Source organism: Pedobacter sp. KLB.chiD (assembly GCF_047040275.1).
In the GTDB taxonomy this organism is placed as follows: domain Bacteria; phylum Bacteroidota; class Bacteroidia; order Sphingobacteriales; family Sphingobacteriaceae; genus Pedobacter.
The window spans coordinates 5,033,719-5,048,567 of record NZ_CP178207.1 but is presented as its reverse complement, the minus strand read 5'-3'; the positions used below and the strand labels follow the sequence as shown (position 1 = coordinate 5,048,567).

15 protein-coding genes are annotated in these 14,849 nt (G+C 38.4%); 3 read left to right on the top strand and 12 right to left on the bottom strand.

From position 1 onward, the window contains the following. Nucleotides 1-79 precede the first annotated feature (79 nt). From gcvT to ACK1I8_RS20925, 3 genes are all read right to left on the bottom strand, one after another. Nucleotides 80-1,159 carry a glycine cleavage system aminomethyltransferase GcvT gene (gcvT, locus tag ACK1I8_RS20935; protein WP_412467193.1) on the bottom strand — a complete coding sequence of 360 codons (1,080 nt, stop codon included), beginning with the start codon at nucleotides 1,157-1,159 and terminating at the stop codon, nucleotides 80-82. Nucleotides 1,160-1,356: 197 nt separating this feature from the next. After that, entirely contained in the window at nucleotides 1,357-2,559 is a 1,203-nt protein-coding gene (locus tag ACK1I8_RS20930; RefSeq protein ID WP_412467192.1) for a glycosyltransferase, read from the bottom strand. A gap of 22 nt (nucleotides 2,560-2,581) precedes the next feature. Then, nucleotides 2,582-3,190 carry a ribonuclease HII gene (locus ACK1I8_RS20925; RefSeq protein ID WP_412467191.1) on the bottom strand — a complete coding sequence of 203 codons (609 nt, stop codon included), beginning with the start codon at nucleotides 3,188-3,190 and terminating at the stop codon, nucleotides 2,582-2,584. A gap of 87 nt (nucleotides 3,191-3,277) precedes the next feature. Here ACK1I8_RS20925 and ACK1I8_RS20920 point away from each other — a divergent pair, with 87 nt between their 5' ends. The 3 genes from ACK1I8_RS20920 to ACK1I8_RS20910 all read left to right on the top strand — a co-directional run bounded on the left by ACK1I8_RS20920 (nucleotide 3,278) and on the right by ACK1I8_RS20910 (nucleotide 4,959). Next, nucleotides 3,278-3,619: a TfoX/Sxy family protein gene (locus ACK1I8_RS20920; RefSeq protein WP_412467190.1), complete on the top strand. Its 342-nt coding sequence runs from the start codon at nucleotides 3,278-3,280 to the stop codon at nucleotides 3,617-3,619. Nucleotides 3,620-3,707: 88 nt separating this feature from the next. Continuing rightward, a complete protein-coding gene (locus tag ACK1I8_RS20915) occupies nucleotides 3,708-4,322 on the top strand; it encodes a hypothetical protein (RefSeq protein WP_412467189.1) in 615 nt (204 codons plus the stop codon). A 106-nt stretch (nucleotides 4,323-4,428) separates the two neighbouring features. Next, nucleotides 4,429-4,959 (top strand): DUF4251 domain-containing protein, encoded by a 531-nt coding sequence (locus ACK1I8_RS20910; RefSeq protein ID WP_412467188.1) that lies wholly within the window; start codon nucleotides 4,429-4,431, stop codon nucleotides 4,957-4,959. Nucleotides 4,960-5,083: 124 nt separating this feature from the next. Here the strand turns inward: ACK1I8_RS20910 and ACK1I8_RS20905 are convergent, their stop codons facing one another. The 9 genes from ACK1I8_RS20905 to ACK1I8_RS20865 all read right to left on the bottom strand — a co-directional run bounded on the left by ACK1I8_RS20905 (nucleotide 5,084) and on the right by ACK1I8_RS20865 (nucleotide 14,513). Beyond that, a complete protein-coding gene (locus tag ACK1I8_RS20905) occupies nucleotides 5,084-6,166 on the bottom strand; it encodes a glutaminyl-peptide cyclotransferase (protein WP_412467187.1) in 1,083 nt (360 codons plus the stop codon). Next, nucleotides 6,144-6,509 carry a YraN family protein gene (locus tag ACK1I8_RS20900; RefSeq protein WP_412467186.1) on the bottom strand — a complete coding sequence of 122 codons (366 nt, stop codon included), beginning with the start codon at nucleotides 6,507-6,509 and terminating at the stop codon, nucleotides 6,144-6,146. Before ACK1I8_RS20900 ends, ACK1I8_RS20905 begins: the two co-directional genes overlap by 23 nt. 227 nt (nucleotides 6,510-6,736) lie before the next feature. Next, nucleotides 6,737-8,734: a DNA primase gene (gene dnaG / locus ACK1I8_RS20895; RefSeq protein WP_412467185.1), complete on the bottom strand. Its 1,998-nt coding sequence runs from the start codon at nucleotides 8,732-8,734 to the stop codon at nucleotides 6,737-6,739. 277 nt (nucleotides 8,735-9,011) lie between these two features. Continuing rightward, on the bottom strand, nucleotides 9,012-9,191 hold the full coding sequence (locus tag ACK1I8_RS20890) for a GIY-YIG nuclease family protein (protein WP_412467184.1): 180 nt from the start codon (nucleotides 9,189-9,191) through the stop codon (nucleotides 9,012-9,014). 302 nt (nucleotides 9,192-9,493) lie between these two features. Further along, a complete protein-coding gene (locus ACK1I8_RS20885; protein ID WP_412467183.1) occupies nucleotides 9,494-10,153 on the bottom strand; it encodes an SGNH/GDSL hydrolase family protein in 660 nt (219 codons plus the stop codon). Between the two features lie 18 nt (nucleotides 10,154-10,171). Beyond that, a complete protein-coding gene (locus tag ACK1I8_RS20880) occupies nucleotides 10,172-11,740 on the bottom strand; it encodes a serine hydrolase (protein ID WP_412467182.1) in 1,569 nt (522 codons plus the stop codon). A 108-nt stretch (nucleotides 11,741-11,848) separates the two neighbouring features. Then, nucleotides 11,849-12,790, bottom strand: a complete 942-nt coding sequence (locus tag ACK1I8_RS20875; RefSeq protein ID WP_412467181.1) for a hypothetical protein — start codon at nucleotides 12,788-12,790, stop codon at nucleotides 11,849-11,851. 108 nt (nucleotides 12,791-12,898) lie between these two features. Beyond that, the gene (locus ACK1I8_RS20870) at nucleotides 12,899-14,083 is read right to left on the bottom strand and encodes a M20 metallopeptidase family protein (protein ID WP_412467180.1); all 1,185 of its coding nucleotides are present in this window, start codon (nucleotides 14,081-14,083) and stop codon (nucleotides 12,899-12,901) included. After that, entirely contained in the window at nucleotides 14,070-14,513 is a 444-nt protein-coding gene (locus tag ACK1I8_RS20865) for an SPOR domain-containing protein (RefSeq protein ID WP_412467179.1), read from the bottom strand. The genes ACK1I8_RS20870 and ACK1I8_RS20865 overlap by 14 nt, the downstream gene beginning before the upstream one ends. Between the last annotated feature and the right edge of the window lie 336 nt (nucleotides 14,514-14,849).

Sequence of the window (14,849 nt, the reverse complement as noted above, 5' to 3'; positions counted from 1 at the left end):
TTATAGTATCAAGTAGTGAGTGTGAGGTATCGAGATAAATTCATCTTGATACTTGCTACAAAATACCTGATACTCTTTATTACTTATAAAAAGGAAACTTCACTACTTTAGCTTTAATTGGTGTATTGCGGATTAAAATAAAAACTTCAGTTCCTTCTTTAGCGAAATCTTTTGCAACGTAACCCATCCCGATTGCTTTTTGCAAGGAAGGTGCCTGTGTGCCAGAAGTTACTTTACCAATAATATTTCCTTCGCCATCAGCAATTTGATAATCATGACGGGGAATGCCACGATCAATCATTTCGAAACCAACCAATTTCTTTTGGATACCTGCTTCTTTTTGCGCCAATAACGCTTCTGAGTTGGTAAAAGATTTAGAAAATTTAGTAATCCAACCTAAACCGGCTTCAATTGGCGACGTGGTATCATCAATATCATTTCCGTATAAGCAGAAACCCATTTCCAAACGTAAAGTATCACGTGCACCTAAACCAATTGGCTTAATATGGTATGCCGCACCAGCTTCAAAAATGGCATCCCAGATCTGATCAGCGTATTGATTTTCGAAATAAATTTCAAAGCCACCTGCACCGGTATAACCTGTTGCAGAAATTACCACATTGTCAACACCGGCAAAAGTACCTTTTACAAAAGTATAATACTCCATTGAGGCCAGATCAACCTCGGTTAAACTTTGTAAAGCATCAGCCGCCTTTGGTCCCTGAACAGCTAGAAGAGAAGTCTGATCAGAAATATTGTGCATTTCTACTCCTTCTGTGTTAAACTGTTGTATCCAGTTCCAATCTTTTTCAATATTTGATGCATTTACCACCAACATATAGGTTTTATCATCTATTTTGTAAACCAAAAGATCATCAACAATACCACCATCGTGATTTGGCAAACAGGAATACTGCACTTTTCCATCATATAACTTAGCGGCATCGTTACTGGTTACACGCTGAATAAGATCTAGTGCTTTTTCGCCTTTAAGAATAAACTCACCCATGTGGCTCACATCAAAAACACCTACTCCATTACGAACAGTTGCATGTTCGGCATTAATACCTTCGTAAGTAACAGGCATATTGTAACCTGCAAATGGAACCATTTTAGCGCCTAAAGCGATGTGTTTTTCTGTTAATGCGGTATTTTTCATCCGTAAATTTTATTTTTTATGAATAGTGAAGCGATTACAATTTTAACCCCGATTATGACGATTTTATGCTTATTCTTCGCGGGGGCAAAACTACTAAGAAAAAGACAAAATTTTGCGGTTAATTTTAAGTGGCTTTTTTAGATGATTTTCTATTCATGCGTCATGCATAACTTGTTTCAGCATCTACCAAAAGGAACTTAAGCACTTACCAATTCCTCATAAATCTTTAACATTTTACTGGAGATTAACTGAACGCCATGATCGTTTTCTACTGTTTTACGGGCATTCTCTCCAATCTCTGCCCATCGCTTAGGATTGATGACACATTGTAAGATCGAACGGTAAAACTCATCTGCAGAATCAGCAATTAAGATATCATGTCCGTGCCTGCAGTTAATTCCCTCAGCTGCAGTGGTAGTAGCAATGATGCATTTTTTCATCGCCATACCTTCAATAATCTTAACCCGCATCCCGGTACCGGAAATCAGGGGGACGATCATAATTGCTTTGGAGTTCATAAACTCTACGGCATCAAATACTTCCCCTTCTACGATCAGGTTTTCAGAATCGTATTCGAAAAAATGTTTCTGCATGTTTTTCCCGGCAATATAAAACCGGAGATCTTTATTCAACTTTTCAATATCTGGCCAGATATCATCTAAAAACCACTCTAATCCTTCCTGATTGGGCCGCCAATCCATTGCTCCCAAATGGAAAAGCGTAGGAAAACTGGTTTTGGTCTTATCAACCTTATATTTTTCCAAATCGATGGCCACAGGAAAAACTGACATCGGGATTTCGCAGCCAAACCGTAATATACTTTGGCGATCGGGTTCGGAAATAGCAAAAATATGATGAAACCGGTTAATCTGATCAGTTTCATAAGCTTTAAGCCGTTGCGCTAAAAAAGCTAAATATTTGCGCCTGATGAGAAAATTTTCTGAATGCGAAAGACGTTCCCATAACGTAAATTCGATATTATGCGCCCGATAGATCAGCTTGGCATTACTGTTTGCTTTAACCACATCCAGATAAGGCACCACAAACAAACCTTCGAACTGGATGATATCAAACACATTTTCCCGTAAGAGATTTTCCAGCTGCCGCGCAGCATCTTCGCTATAGTATCTGGAAACATTATACGATTCGTTGGTGAAAATATTGAAAAAAGCCGACCATACATTTACATCGGTATCTAAATCGCAGGTATGGTATTTAATCTGTTCAAAAACCGGGTCATAGATATCTTCAATATCGATCCGCCCTTTAGTTGGGTTAAGGCTAAACAATGTAATATCTGCACCAAGTTGTAGCAAGCCTTTTATGGTGTTATATACCACAATCGGATAACCACTATTTGGCGGAAAGGGAATCCGCTTAGTAATCAACAGAATTTTCACAACGTGGTGAAAATACGAAATTTTAGGCGTTTTTTGAAAACAGCTCTAACTGAGGGTCGCTCACATTGAAAGTTTTACGATGAAAAGGCGATAAACCGATTTCGAGTACGGCCTTACGGTGTGCAATGGTGGGATAACCTTTATTCTGCTGCCAGTTATAATGGGGATAGCCCACATGCAGATTGGTCATATATTCATCGCGGTGAGTTTTGGCCAATATCGAGGCTGCAGCAATATTGAGGTATTTACCATCGCCCTTCACAATACAGCTATGCGGAATCTGAGGATAGGTTTTAAAACGGTTCCCGTCAATCACCAGATATTGTGGTTGTGTCTGCAATTTTTCAATCGCCCTGTGCATGGCCAGAAAGGAAGCGTTTAAAATATTGATGCGGTCGATTTCTTCGTGATCGCAAGAGGCTACTGCCCAAGCCAGTGCTTTCTGTTCAATGATTGGCCTTAGGAGCGCCCTTTGCTCATGAGACAGCTGTTTGGAGTCATTTAAGCCTTCCAGCACAAAACCCTTAGGCAAGATTACCGCAGCTGCAAAAACAGGGCCTGCCAGGCAACCTCTTCCCGCTTCATCACAACCAGCCTCCAATAATTCTTCCTGATAGCAGTTTAACAACATGTTGCAAATTTAATTAATTTATTTTTTTGCGAATGGAAAGTTAAAGATTAAATTGTTTTTGCTTATCAAATGTTAATCATATCGCTTATGAGGACTTACAATGAAACCCTTGCCCTCCGCGTGGCCGAAAGGCTCATGCATATACCAGATGTAGAAGAGAAACTGATGTTCAACGGACTTGTTTTTATGGTAAATGGCAAAATGTGCATCGGTGTTTCCAAAGAGGGTATGATGGTAAGACTGGATCCCAATGCGTTAGAAAATTTATCGGATAAGGATGGATGGGAACAAATGGTAATGGGCGGCCGACCGATGAAGGGATATATTTCGGTATCGGAAGATGTTTTAGTTAGAAATGATGAACTCGATTTCTGGGTTAAGCTTGCCCTTGATTTTAACCCTTTTGCCAAAGCATCGAAAAAAAGCTGAATAGCACAAAGGCTAAAGTAGTATCAAAACGGATAGCACTGGTCAGAACCATATTTTTTGATTAGTTTTATGTTTCTAATCAAATTTTATGAAAAAAAGAGCTGCTCTGGCCATATTTCTACTGTCTACATCATTAACCGTACTGGCTCAAATTAAAACAACTCCTAAGGCAATAGCGACGAAAGAGAATACTCAAGTAAGAAAACAGGCACCTGAAGGGCACTATTGCGACTATTGTAAACTGAATTATCCGGAATCGCATTTTCCCTGCATCATGAAATCCATTAAAGGCAAATTAGATGTAATCACCGGAGAGATCAGTTTTGTAGCCGGACAGCCTATCGCCGGTATAGTAGTAAAAGCAGACAAAGATCCCGGAAACAATACAATTATATTGGTAACCAACCAGAACGGCGAAATAGAATTTAACAATGCCAGCGCGGGAAATTATAAATTTGTCATTTCAGTGCCTGTTACCAATTCCAAATCGAGGGTGGCAGGATCGCCAATCGGCGGAATAATTGTTAAAGGCGGTAAAAATCCTGGTCGAAATTCAATCACTTTAATGACAAACGAAAATGGTGAAATAGAACTGAATAACCTCTCTGTGGGCAACTATAAATTCACTGCCATGGGCGCTTCCGAAACGAAAAAAAATAATCCGGCATACAAATCCAGCTATTCGGAAAAGGTAAATCCTTAATTAAAAGTAAAACCATCTAATTTAAGTTTCGTTCTATTTTTGGCACTATTATGGAATCTTTCAAATCTGTGCATCTTTAAATTGTTACACATTTAAAACACACATTATGAAATATTTAAATTTAATATTGAGCCATGCATTTCTTTTGCTCGGATTTCAATCTTTTGCCCAAACCGATAAGGAAACCACTATCAAGATTGTAGCGGATAAACACTATACCTTCGTGGCCAACACAGCCACTCCAATGGCTAATAACGATATTAACAGGATAATGGCGATGATGCCAGGAAGCCAGGCAGGTTCTTCGATAAACTTAACCGGATCGCAATATGATGTAAGGGTTACCAAAGACAGTATTGTGGCTTATCTGCCTTATTTCGGGCGCTCCTTTTCCGCTCCGATCGATCCGACACAAGGTGGAATTAGATTTATTTCAAAAAATTTCACCTACAAAGAATCGAAAAACAAAAAAGGAATGTACACCATTCAAATTGAGACAAAGGATGTAACAAGAGAAAATTATCGGTTTACCATCAATATTTCTACCAATGGGTATGCTTCATTAACGGCCAGCAGTATAAATAAACAACCCATCATTTTTAATGGATATTTAGAGGAGCCGAAGAAAAAGGATTAGATTTTAGCAATCAGGGTTCATTAAACCATTTCGAGGGGAGAAATCTTTTGGCATGGTTCAAAGATTTCTCCGCGCCTGTACGGGCAGGAACTCCGCTTTGCTTCGGTAGAAATGAAAATTATGCTTATTTCTTCACCAACTCAATCTGAAAAATGTGCGGCCATTTTTTACCCGCTACAAAAAGCCTTTTACCCACCTTATCGTAAGCAATTCCGTTTAGAACATTGTTGTTTTTTTCATCGTCAGTTTTAAAATAATCAGCTGGCAACAGCCCAGATAAATCAATCTTGCTTTCAACGGCACCAGTTTCCGGGTTAATGATCATGATTTCATTTGTGGTGTATACATTTGCATAAATTTTACCATCAATCACTTCGAGTTCATTCAGATTTTGGATCGGCCCTTTATTATCGAAAACATCAATCGAACCAATTTTTTGATAAGTATCTTTATTCAGAAAAAAGATCGTATTGGAACCATCGGTATTCAACACTTTCTCTCCATCAAAAGCCAGGCCCCAGCCTTCTCTTCCTGTGGTATAAGAAAACTCCGATAATTTTTTTAAGGTAGCTTTATCATAAACAAAACCTACTTTTTCACGATAAGTTAACTGAATAATCTTATTCCCGATTACGGTCATGCCTTCGCCAAAATACTGTTTATCTAAATCTGTTTTCTGCAGAATTTTTCCTGTAGCAGGATCTACCTTACGCAAGCTCGAGTGGCCATAATCGCCGGCACTTTCGTAAAAAAATCCGTCATGGTATTCTAAACCCTCTACGTAAGAAGCGGTATCATGAGGCAGGCTTTTGATTACTTTATAAGTATATTCTGCAGGCGCCTGAGCGGCTAATACATTGATATTTGAAGTAATATCTTCTGATTTACCTTCACCAAATATCTTAGCAGTTAACAGGTGATTACCCAGCTTTAGACCTTCCGTTTTAAGTTTAAGCGCCAAAGTATCGTTTTTCGAAGCAACTTTGATGGTATCAATCAAATACACTACCGAATCTACTTTTTGCTCAGTTCCGAACTGCACTTTCACCTCAAATTCATTCCCCGATGGTACATTAAGACCGGTTAATGGAGAAACAAAGCTACGGTAGGTTGTGGTAGCACTTTCTTTACATGCAGTTACAAATGCAAGTCCAGTGGCAACAAATATGAAATTTTTGATATGGTTAATCTTCAGGCCAAAACGCATCTTCTATATGGTTTAAATTATAATTTTTATTTTTTGTAAAGGTAATCGCAATAATATCAAAACGGATATCATTTTGATGATTCATGATTTCAATATAGGCATTAGCTGCCAATTCCATCTGAATTTGTTTGCATTTCTGCACAAATTCTTCTGGCTCGCCAAAAGCGATAGAGCTACGGGATTTCACTTCTATAAACACGATAATGCCGTTTTTATACACAATTAAATCTACTTCGGCTTTGCCATGTGTCCAGTTTTCATCTAAAATTTCATATCCCTGATCTTCCAGATATTGTTTCGCAATTTTTTCACCTTCTTTACCTAAATCATTGTGGACTGCCATATGTGATCAGACTGGATTTCTGCTAATATCTTCGTGATAATAACCGTTTTTTTTAATTATTTAAGTCGATCGTCATGCTGAATTCATTTCAGCATCTTTCCCTGATAAAGACCCTGAAATAAATTATCTTCGGTGAGCTCGCTTAATGCTCGGTTTACTTCGTAGCTTTCCGCTCCGCTACAGGTCAGGGTGACGAATATTATTAATTTCTTCGGGTCAATTTTAATTTATTTTACAATAACAGAGCCTAAAAATTTCGAGATTTCCCTTTCTACACCTTTAATCACACCATAACGTTGCATTAAAATCATTTGGTTATCTTCATTCTTTTCCTCTTTAATTTCTTTCAACAGGTTCATTAATATCTTTTCAACCTTACGTTTTTTGAGGTGAAAAATACCGCCTAAAATGGTCGCTTTCAAATTCATCGATTCATCTTTAACATAGATAAGGTGTTTGTTTAACCAGTTTTCACTCAAAGCATATTCGGAAGTAGAAAGGGTAATCGCAAGATCGGCAATATTCCTATCTTCATGTTTAACGAAGTGGTTTGCAGTTGGTAATCTGCCATTGTCGACTTCAGATCTATAATAATCAATAATTTTCTTGCAAAGTGGATCATCAAATTCTACATCACTCAGGTGCTGCATCATAAATGAACCAATATACATATCGTCAATTTTATCCCAGTTTACCAATTCATGCCCAAAAGCCAATAATAATCGTACAATTTCCTTTTCCTGATATTCTTCTTCTTTAGCTGGCTCTTGTGGCTCGTAACCCATTGGACCAGCACTATCATCCCATAAATTATCGGGCGGACCAAGCGGTTCTGGCGGGCCAGGAGAAAAAGAAGAGAAAGATTGTTTGGGAGCAGTTGACTGATTGCTTCTTTGGTTGCCCTCAAAACTCTTTTTAAGCTTTGCCGATCGCATTTTATTGAGTTCGCTCAGCAAAATATGTTCTTCGATTTCGAGCAGGCTACTACTCTCTCGGATGAAAACCGAAGCTTTAATCGGATCAGGAATTTTAGCAATACTTTCTACAATATCCCGGATAATACCTGCACGTTTGATGGGGTCGTTACCGGCATCTTTGAGCAGCACATTCGCTTTGTATAAAATAAAATCTTTTCGATTCTGTTCCAGATAGGTTTTAAACGCTCCGGCACCTACATGATGCATATAAGAATCAGGGTCATGACCATCCGGAAAGGAAACGATTTTCACGTTTAAGCCTTCCTCCAAAATCATATCCAAACCACGGAGTGAGGCTTTGATTCCCGCGGCATCTCCATCAAAAAGAATAGTGATATTTTGGGTAAAACGCCCTATCAGTTTAATTTGCTCTGCAGTTAATGAGGTACCGGAAGAGGCCACAACGTTTTCTATTCCGGCCTGATGAACAGAAAGTACATCTGCATAGCCTTCAGCCAGGTAACAGTTATCTAAATCGCGGATGGCTTTTTTGGCGTGGAATAAGCCATAAAGTACATTCGACTTGTGGTAAATTTCGCTTTCAGGAGAATTAACGTATTTCGGTACATTTTTATCTGTTTTTAGCGTTCTGCCTCCAAAACCAATAATCCTACCGGTAAAATTATGTATGGGAAACATCACACGGCCACGGAAACGGTCGTAAATTTTGCCGTTATCGTTTTTAATGGATAAACCTGTCGATTCTAAAAACTCAAGCTTATGTCCGGCATTTGTAGCACTTTGCGTTAATGCATCCCACACATCGGGAGAATAACCCACCTCGAATTTTTTCAGGATATCTTCTCTAAATCCGCGCTCTTTAAAATAGCTCAGGCCTATGCCTCTACCCTCTTCCGTTTCCCAGAGCTGCTTTACGAAAAACGTGGCAGCATATTGCGATACAATGTACAGGCTTTCTTTAGCACTCTGTGCTTCGGCAGCCTCAGGAGAAAGTTCAGTCTCCTCTACTTCTATATTGTACTTATTGGCTAGAAATTTAAGTGCCTCTGGATATGAATATTTTTCATGATCCATAATAAAGCGTACTGAATCGCCCCCCTTACCGCAGCCAAAACATTTGTAAATGCCTTTGGTTACAGATACGTGGAAAGAAGGTGTTTTTTCGCCATGGAAAGGGCAATTACCAATTAAACTGGTTCCGCGTTTTTTTAAGTGCACAAAATCCCCAACTACCTCCTCAATACGGGCGGTATCCATTATCTTATCTATCGTTTCGCGGTTTATCATACTTAGTTATTGTCCGTCATTGCGAGGAGGCTTTTCAGCCGACGAAGCAATCTTATTTGCTATAATACCTTTTAATAGCTAATCACCCTACAGGAAAGATTGCTTCACTCCATCCACCTATCCCCGTCTCCGGTTCGCAATGACGATTACATCTTACCTCACCATTCTTTCACTATCTCCCATAAATCCTTCCATTCAGGATTCATAGATTTTATTAACTTTATTTTCTTTTTTCGGCTTCCGCCTTTAATTCTCTTTTCTTCTGCAATTGCTTCCTCTATCGAATCAAAGGAACAAAAATAAACAAGTTTATCCACGTTATATTTTGCAGAAAAAGATTTCGGATGTGCTTTTCTTTGTGCTCTATTATTCTAGATGTTATGTCAGAGGTAACCCCAGTATAAAATGTTGTATGCGTAAAATTAGTAATGATATAGACTGTTCCACCTCTTTCCATTATTATAATTTAGCATCATCCGTTGCCCTAACTCAATTGCTTCCAAAACCGTTATTATGATGAGACACGACGACGCATTTTTTTTCCTATTCTACTTTTAGTCACTTATCATCTTGCAGGTAAATTGCTTCGCTCCACCGCACATTCCCTTTCTTCGGTTCGCAAAGGCGATAAACTTTAATCACAATGACGACGGCTCATTTCACTACAAAGATAACAGAGAAAAAACACAAAGCACACAGAGAAAATTTCTTTGTGTGCTTTGCGGAATACCTTACGGACCTTGTGATTGAAAAAAGCTATTACTTCACCAAAGGCAACAGTTGATCGGCCACCAGTTTATTTCCCGTTTCGTTCAGGTGTACCCGATCAACGGTTAAAATGCCCTTTTCTTTATCCTCTGGATTATTTTTTGCCTCGTAATCGGTAAAAATCTTTCTTAAATCGCATACCGGAAGATTATTTTTTGCGGCCAATGTTCTGATCCCTTCTGCATATTTATTCAGATCGGCATCTAATTCGTTAGTACCATCTTTTTTTTCTCCAACAACTGAGGGGGTAACCAATACCACTTTACTGCCCACCGCCTGGATTTTGTTGATCAAAGCCTGATAAAATTTTAAATATTTATCATAATCGGTTCCGGTATGAGAAGATTGTTTATGCCACACATCATTAATGCCTACATAAATGACCACTAAATCAGGTTTCTTATTCAATACATCCTCCTCTAAACGCAGGTAAAGATCATAAACCTTATTACCGCCGATACCAGCGCCTATGATATCGTACCTGGTAGAATCGAGCGATTTTTTGATCAACGTTACATACCCGTTTTTAGAAACACCCTGCTGGGTAATGGAATCGCCAAAAAAGATAATGCGTTTAGGTTTAAATGTCATTGAGGTTAATGCAATTAAGCAAAAGCTTAGTAAAATACTCGTTTTTAATGCTGTTTTCATTATATATAATTGGTTAGGTTATTTTTTATCGGCCTTTTTAAAATCCAGATCCTGGAAGTCGAAACTAAAATCGGTTAACGGGGAAATGGCTTCGATTTTAAAACCATTGGCCAGAGCATTATTATCTAAATTAAAATTAACAAAAGCATCAGCATCCAAACTTCTGTCGTACCATTTCACTATAAAAGTATTACCTTTATAGTAAGTCATATCGCCTCTCAGTTTTGGTGAATTTTTAGCTTGAAAATGCATTTTACCGTTTACTTCGCTAATGCTTACTTCGCCAAACCAGGCATCGCGAAAAGTACCGTAGTAGTTTTTAGCATCAGGTTTCGAAGCTGATAATTTTTGTTGGGCAGCAATATCGTTCCAAACTTTGGCGACCATCTCATCTGCCTGTTTTTCGTTTTTTAACCTATTATCATTGTAAGTTTTAATCCTATCCTGACCTTTAATCCCTAAATAACCATCTTTAATAGAATTGGTAATGGCATTAAATGCGGCACCAGACTGCTGATTGGTTAATACAATAATGCCGAGTTTCAGTTCTGGCAGAATGGTAACCTGTGTAACAATACCAGATAAGCCACCGGTATGTGTAGCCTGAAAATTACCGTTCACATTACTTAAAAACCAGCCTAAACCATAACTGCTGAAAGCTGCCGGATTACCACCTGCAATAATGGTTTGCGGGGTCCAAAGCTCTCTTGCCACAGCAGTACTGAACAGTTTTTTATCCAGTGTTTCCCCATATTTCCCCCCATTGATCATCGCCATTACCCATTTGCTCATATCGGTTACATTTGAATAAATCCCCCCTGCTGCATTAGCGACTTCTCCGAAGCTTAAGCCTACAGGAAGCAGTTTGCCTTCATACGGTGCATGGCCATCAATTACGTTAGATTTATCCTTTAAACGGTACCATGAGGCGGCAGTCTTGCTCATGCCCAGTGGTTTAATGATTCTGCTTTCAATAAAATCTTCGTAGGTAATACCCGAAACTCTTGCCACCACTTCGCCGGCAATAATATACATCAGGTTGTCGTAATCGTATTTGGTACGGAAGGATGAAACCGGTTTTAAAAAGCGAAGGTTATGGATCAGCTGTCTTTTAGTTACAGTTGATGAATCGGGCCAGATCATTAAATCGCCAGCACCTAAACCTAAACCACTGCGGTGTGTAAGCAAATCGCGGATAGTAAACTCACTGGTTACGTAGGCATCGTACATTTTAAACTCAGGAATTACGTCGGTCACTTTTGTATCCCAGGTAATCTTCTTTTCATCAACCAACATACCCAAAGCTGCCGCAGTAAAAGCTTTAGTGTTTGATGCTACACCAAAAAGGGTATTTTCATCAACTTTTTTATTTGTTTTAACGGAACTTATACCGTAACCTTTTAAATGGATAATTTTGCCATCCTTAATTACAGAAACCGCAATACCGGGAACATTGAATGTGCTAAGGGTTTTTTCGACTACACTATCGATCTGTTTTGAAGTGAGTACCTGCGCACGCGTATGGATACCCAAAAACAGCAGTAAGGCAATAGCTATCTTAAATTTTAAGGGAGAAAAGAATTGCATGAATATGGATTAAAATAATCTTTTAAAGATAGTAACCTGAGTTCGAATAATATTTATTTATAATGATTATTTTACTCTTTATTCCCATGAAATCGTGATCGTGAATCACTATTTACTCTTTTCGAGTTTATAATCTTTGTGTACGATTAAAAAACTTGCTCTTTCTTCTTTTTTGAAAGGATAATCCCAGTTGCCCTGATAAGTAATTTTGGTTGGTAATTTATCTTCTCCGAAATAGCCCATTTCAATATTCATCTGCACATCAAAATCAAATAGCATATTGCTGTATTTCATATCGACATAACGGCCAAGGATATTAAAATTACGCTTATCAAAAATGGTAACCAGTTCTTTGATCATGATACCATCTTTGGTCCATTTGCTTAAATCAGGTTTAACAGAAACTTTAAAGCGATACACCGGGATAGAATCGAGGTAAGTACCACTGGTGAAACCATAATCATAATATTGGCGCATATTGGCCGAAAATATTTCAGTTTTGCTACCAATGAACGGCACTTTTATCGGACGGCCGGGATTAAAAATTAAGGTTTTTAGTTTGTCTTTATAACTTTCGTTTGTTCCTCCTTTTCCATCAGGCTTGGGTGCATTGGGCACAAAATCGGTGTTATAAGCGTTCATAAAAATGTAATCGAACATTTCTACGGTATACAACTGGTATTTCCCGTTTCTTTTATAAATTTTCCCTGTATCCTGTTTTACCAGATACTCCATTTTATAAGGACCACTATTGTTATGGCGGATTTTACGGTAAATTTTCCCATCTACTTTATTATTTTTATCATAACTATAAATCCGGTTCTCAGCAATAAAAGTATAACGTTTCATATCCCTGAACGATTGATAAAAGGAAGTATCATACATTACCTTTCGGATAAAGGTTTCTACATTCAACTTCTCAGCCTTGATATTTACAGCTGAATCCAGTACAATGGTTTTAATTGTATCCGGATTAAAGCGGTTAATTTCCTGAGCGAAACCTTTATAGAAAAGCGAAGTAAACAGTATATAGAAAAATATCTTTTTCATGGATAAATGTAAAAGGTAAAATGGAAGAGGGAAGATATAAATGGGCTACGATAAAACAGATAGGAATTTTAATTCCGTTATCCATCTTACTTCCTCCATCTTACATCATCAGTTCCCCAGTTGTTTTAAAGCAATATAGGCCATTAACCCGGTTGAAATTTTCAAGGCATCTTCATCCACATCAAATCTTGGCGTATGTACCGAATATTGTGTGTCTTTTGCTGCGTTCCCAGTACCTAAACGATAAAAACAAGCATCTGTTACCTGTGAGTAGAAAGAAAAATCTTCAGCAGCCATCCAGATATCTAAATCAACCACATTTTCTTTACCCAAAAAATCTTCTGCGAAGGCTCTTGCATTAGCCGTTAGTTTTTCTTCGTTGATTAAAAACGGATAACCTCTGTGAATATCGAAATCGCAGCTTCCTCCCATGCTTTCAGCAATCCCTTCGGCCATTTTCTTCATGCGTTTGTGTGCTTCATCTCTCCAGTCTTCATCTAAGGTTCTAAATGTACCTTCAATTTTAACCTCATTCGGAATGATATTGGTCGCACCGTTGGCCGTTACTTTACCAAAAGATAAAACCGATGGAATACGCGGATCGGCATTTCGACTTACGATCTGTTGCAAAGCAATAATGATATGCGAAGCAATTAAAACCGGATCGATGTTTTGATGTGGCTGTGCACCATGCCCCCCTTTTCCCGTTACCGTAACATAAAGTTCATCAGTAGAGGCCATGTAAATACCCGAACGAAAACCTACTTTCCCGGCATCAATCAGTGGCATTACATGCTGGCCAACGATATGATGCGGCTTTGGATTTTCAAGTACGCCTTCTTTGATCATGATGCTTGCTCCGCCCGGTAAAAGTTCTTCAGCAGGCTGAAAAATAAGTTTAATGGTTCCGCCGAAATCATCTTTCATTTGATTCAGGATATAAGCTGTTCCTAAAAGGGAAGAAGTATGCACATCGTGTCCGCAGGCATGCATTACACCATGATTTTTGGATCGGTAAGGTTTGTCGTTTGCTTCGTGAATGGGTAAGGCATCCATATCAGCACGTAATGCGATAACCTTATCTGATGGCTGGCTGCCCTTAATTAAACCCACCACACCTGTATTGGCACAGTTGGTATATTCAATTCCCCATTTTTTTAATTTATCCTTAATAAACTGTGAAGTTTCGAATTCCTTAAAAGATAACTCCGGATTGGCATGAATATGTTGACGATAGCCTACGACATCATTAAAAATTTGAGCGGCCAGTTCCTGTACTTTATTTTTGATCATTGGTTGTTGTGGTATCTAAAGTTGGTGCATTTATTTTTTCCCTAAAAATAAACAAAGTTGGGAAAGTTGGTCTGAGTTCGTTAATCAGGCGTTGAGCCTCTAAACGGCTTCTGAAATCGCCCACACGAACATAATAGTTGGGTTCTTTGTAGGTAAGATAAGTATTTAACTGAGGGTACATTCCTTTAAAACGTGCCTGTTGGTTAAAAACCTCGCGCCGGTCTGAGCCGTAAAAAATCTGTACACGGTAGCCGTAGGATGAAACAATTGGTTTGCCAGGTTTTACCTCACCTGAGGATTTATAAACCTCCAGCCGTTTGGCAATTAAACTATCAATTAAAGGGTCTTTTATAACAGTTACTTCGCCTTTCTGTGCAAAAGCAGTTATGGTAAGAAACAAACAGGATATAAAAGTAAAGGTCGTTTTCATGAGTAAAATAATTGGCATTTAATGAGCAGATATATCACCTCCATCTTCTTAACAACAAGAATGCCGAAATCGTTGCAAAAATCGGCATTCTTTATGGGTTAAGCAAATGGTTATTATTTGGGAGATTTTGACTCGTCATTACGAATGGAGCACAGAGAAGTCGAGAACCCGAGGGCTCAGCGAAGCTAGATCTTTAATAGTTGATGTAAATCCAGAGATTTCTCCATGATATTGCCGATGGAATCGGCCGTTTAGGTAGAAATCAGGGTTAGGCTATATTTTGATATCATAAAAATTTTTGTCAAAAAAAAAGCCTCAACAAATGTTGAGGCTTGA

Coding starts and splice junctions, on each gene's coding strand:
- gcvT (WP_412467193.1), bottom strand. CDS start 1,159: ATGAAAAATACCGCATTAACAGAAAAACACATCGCTTTAGGCGCTAAA.
- ACK1I8_RS20925 (WP_412467191.1), bottom strand. CDS start 3,190: ATGTTGTTAAACTGCTATCAGGAAGAATTATTGGAGGCTGGTTGTGAT.
- ACK1I8_RS20920 (WP_412467190.1), top strand. CDS start 3,278: ATGAGGACTTACAATGAAACCCTTGCCCTCCGCGTGGCCGAAAGGCTC.
- ACK1I8_RS20915 (WP_412467189.1), top strand. CDS start 3,708: ATGAAAAAAAGAGCTGCTCTGGCCATATTTCTACTGTCTACATCATTA.
- ACK1I8_RS20910 (WP_412467188.1), top strand. CDS start 4,429: ATGAAATATTTAAATTTAATATTGAGCCATGCATTTCTTTTGCTCGGA.
- ACK1I8_RS20905 (WP_412467187.1), bottom strand. CDS start 6,166: ATGCGTTTTGGCCTGAAGATTAACCATATCAAAAATTTCATATTTGTT.
- ACK1I8_RS20900 (WP_412467186.1), bottom strand. CDS start 6,509: ATGGCAGTCCACAATGATTTAGGTAAAGAAGGTGAAAAAATTGCGAAA.
- dnaG (WP_412467185.1), bottom strand. CDS start 8,734: ATGATAAACCGCGAAACGATAGATAAGATAATGGATACCGCCCGTATT.
- ACK1I8_RS20890 (WP_412467184.1), bottom strand. CDS start 9,191: ATGGAAAGAGGTGGAACAGTCTATATCATTACTAATTTTACGCATACA.
- ACK1I8_RS20885 (WP_412467183.1), bottom strand. CDS start 10,153: ATGAAAACAGCATTAAAAACGAGTATTTTACTAAGCTTTTGCTTAATT.
- ACK1I8_RS20880 (WP_412467182.1), bottom strand. CDS start 11,740: ATGCAATTCTTTTCTCCCTTAAAATTTAAGATAGCTATTGCCTTACTG.
- ACK1I8_RS20875 (WP_412467181.1), bottom strand. CDS start 12,790: ATGAAAAAGATATTTTTCTATATACTGTTTACTTCGCTTTTCTATAAA.
- ACK1I8_RS20870 (WP_412467180.1), bottom strand. CDS start 14,083: ATGATCAAAAATAAAGTACAGGAACTGGCCGCTCAAATTTTTAATGAT.
- ACK1I8_RS20865 (WP_412467179.1), bottom strand. CDS start 14,513: ATGAAAACGACCTTTACTTTTATATCCTGTTTGTTTCTTACCATAACT.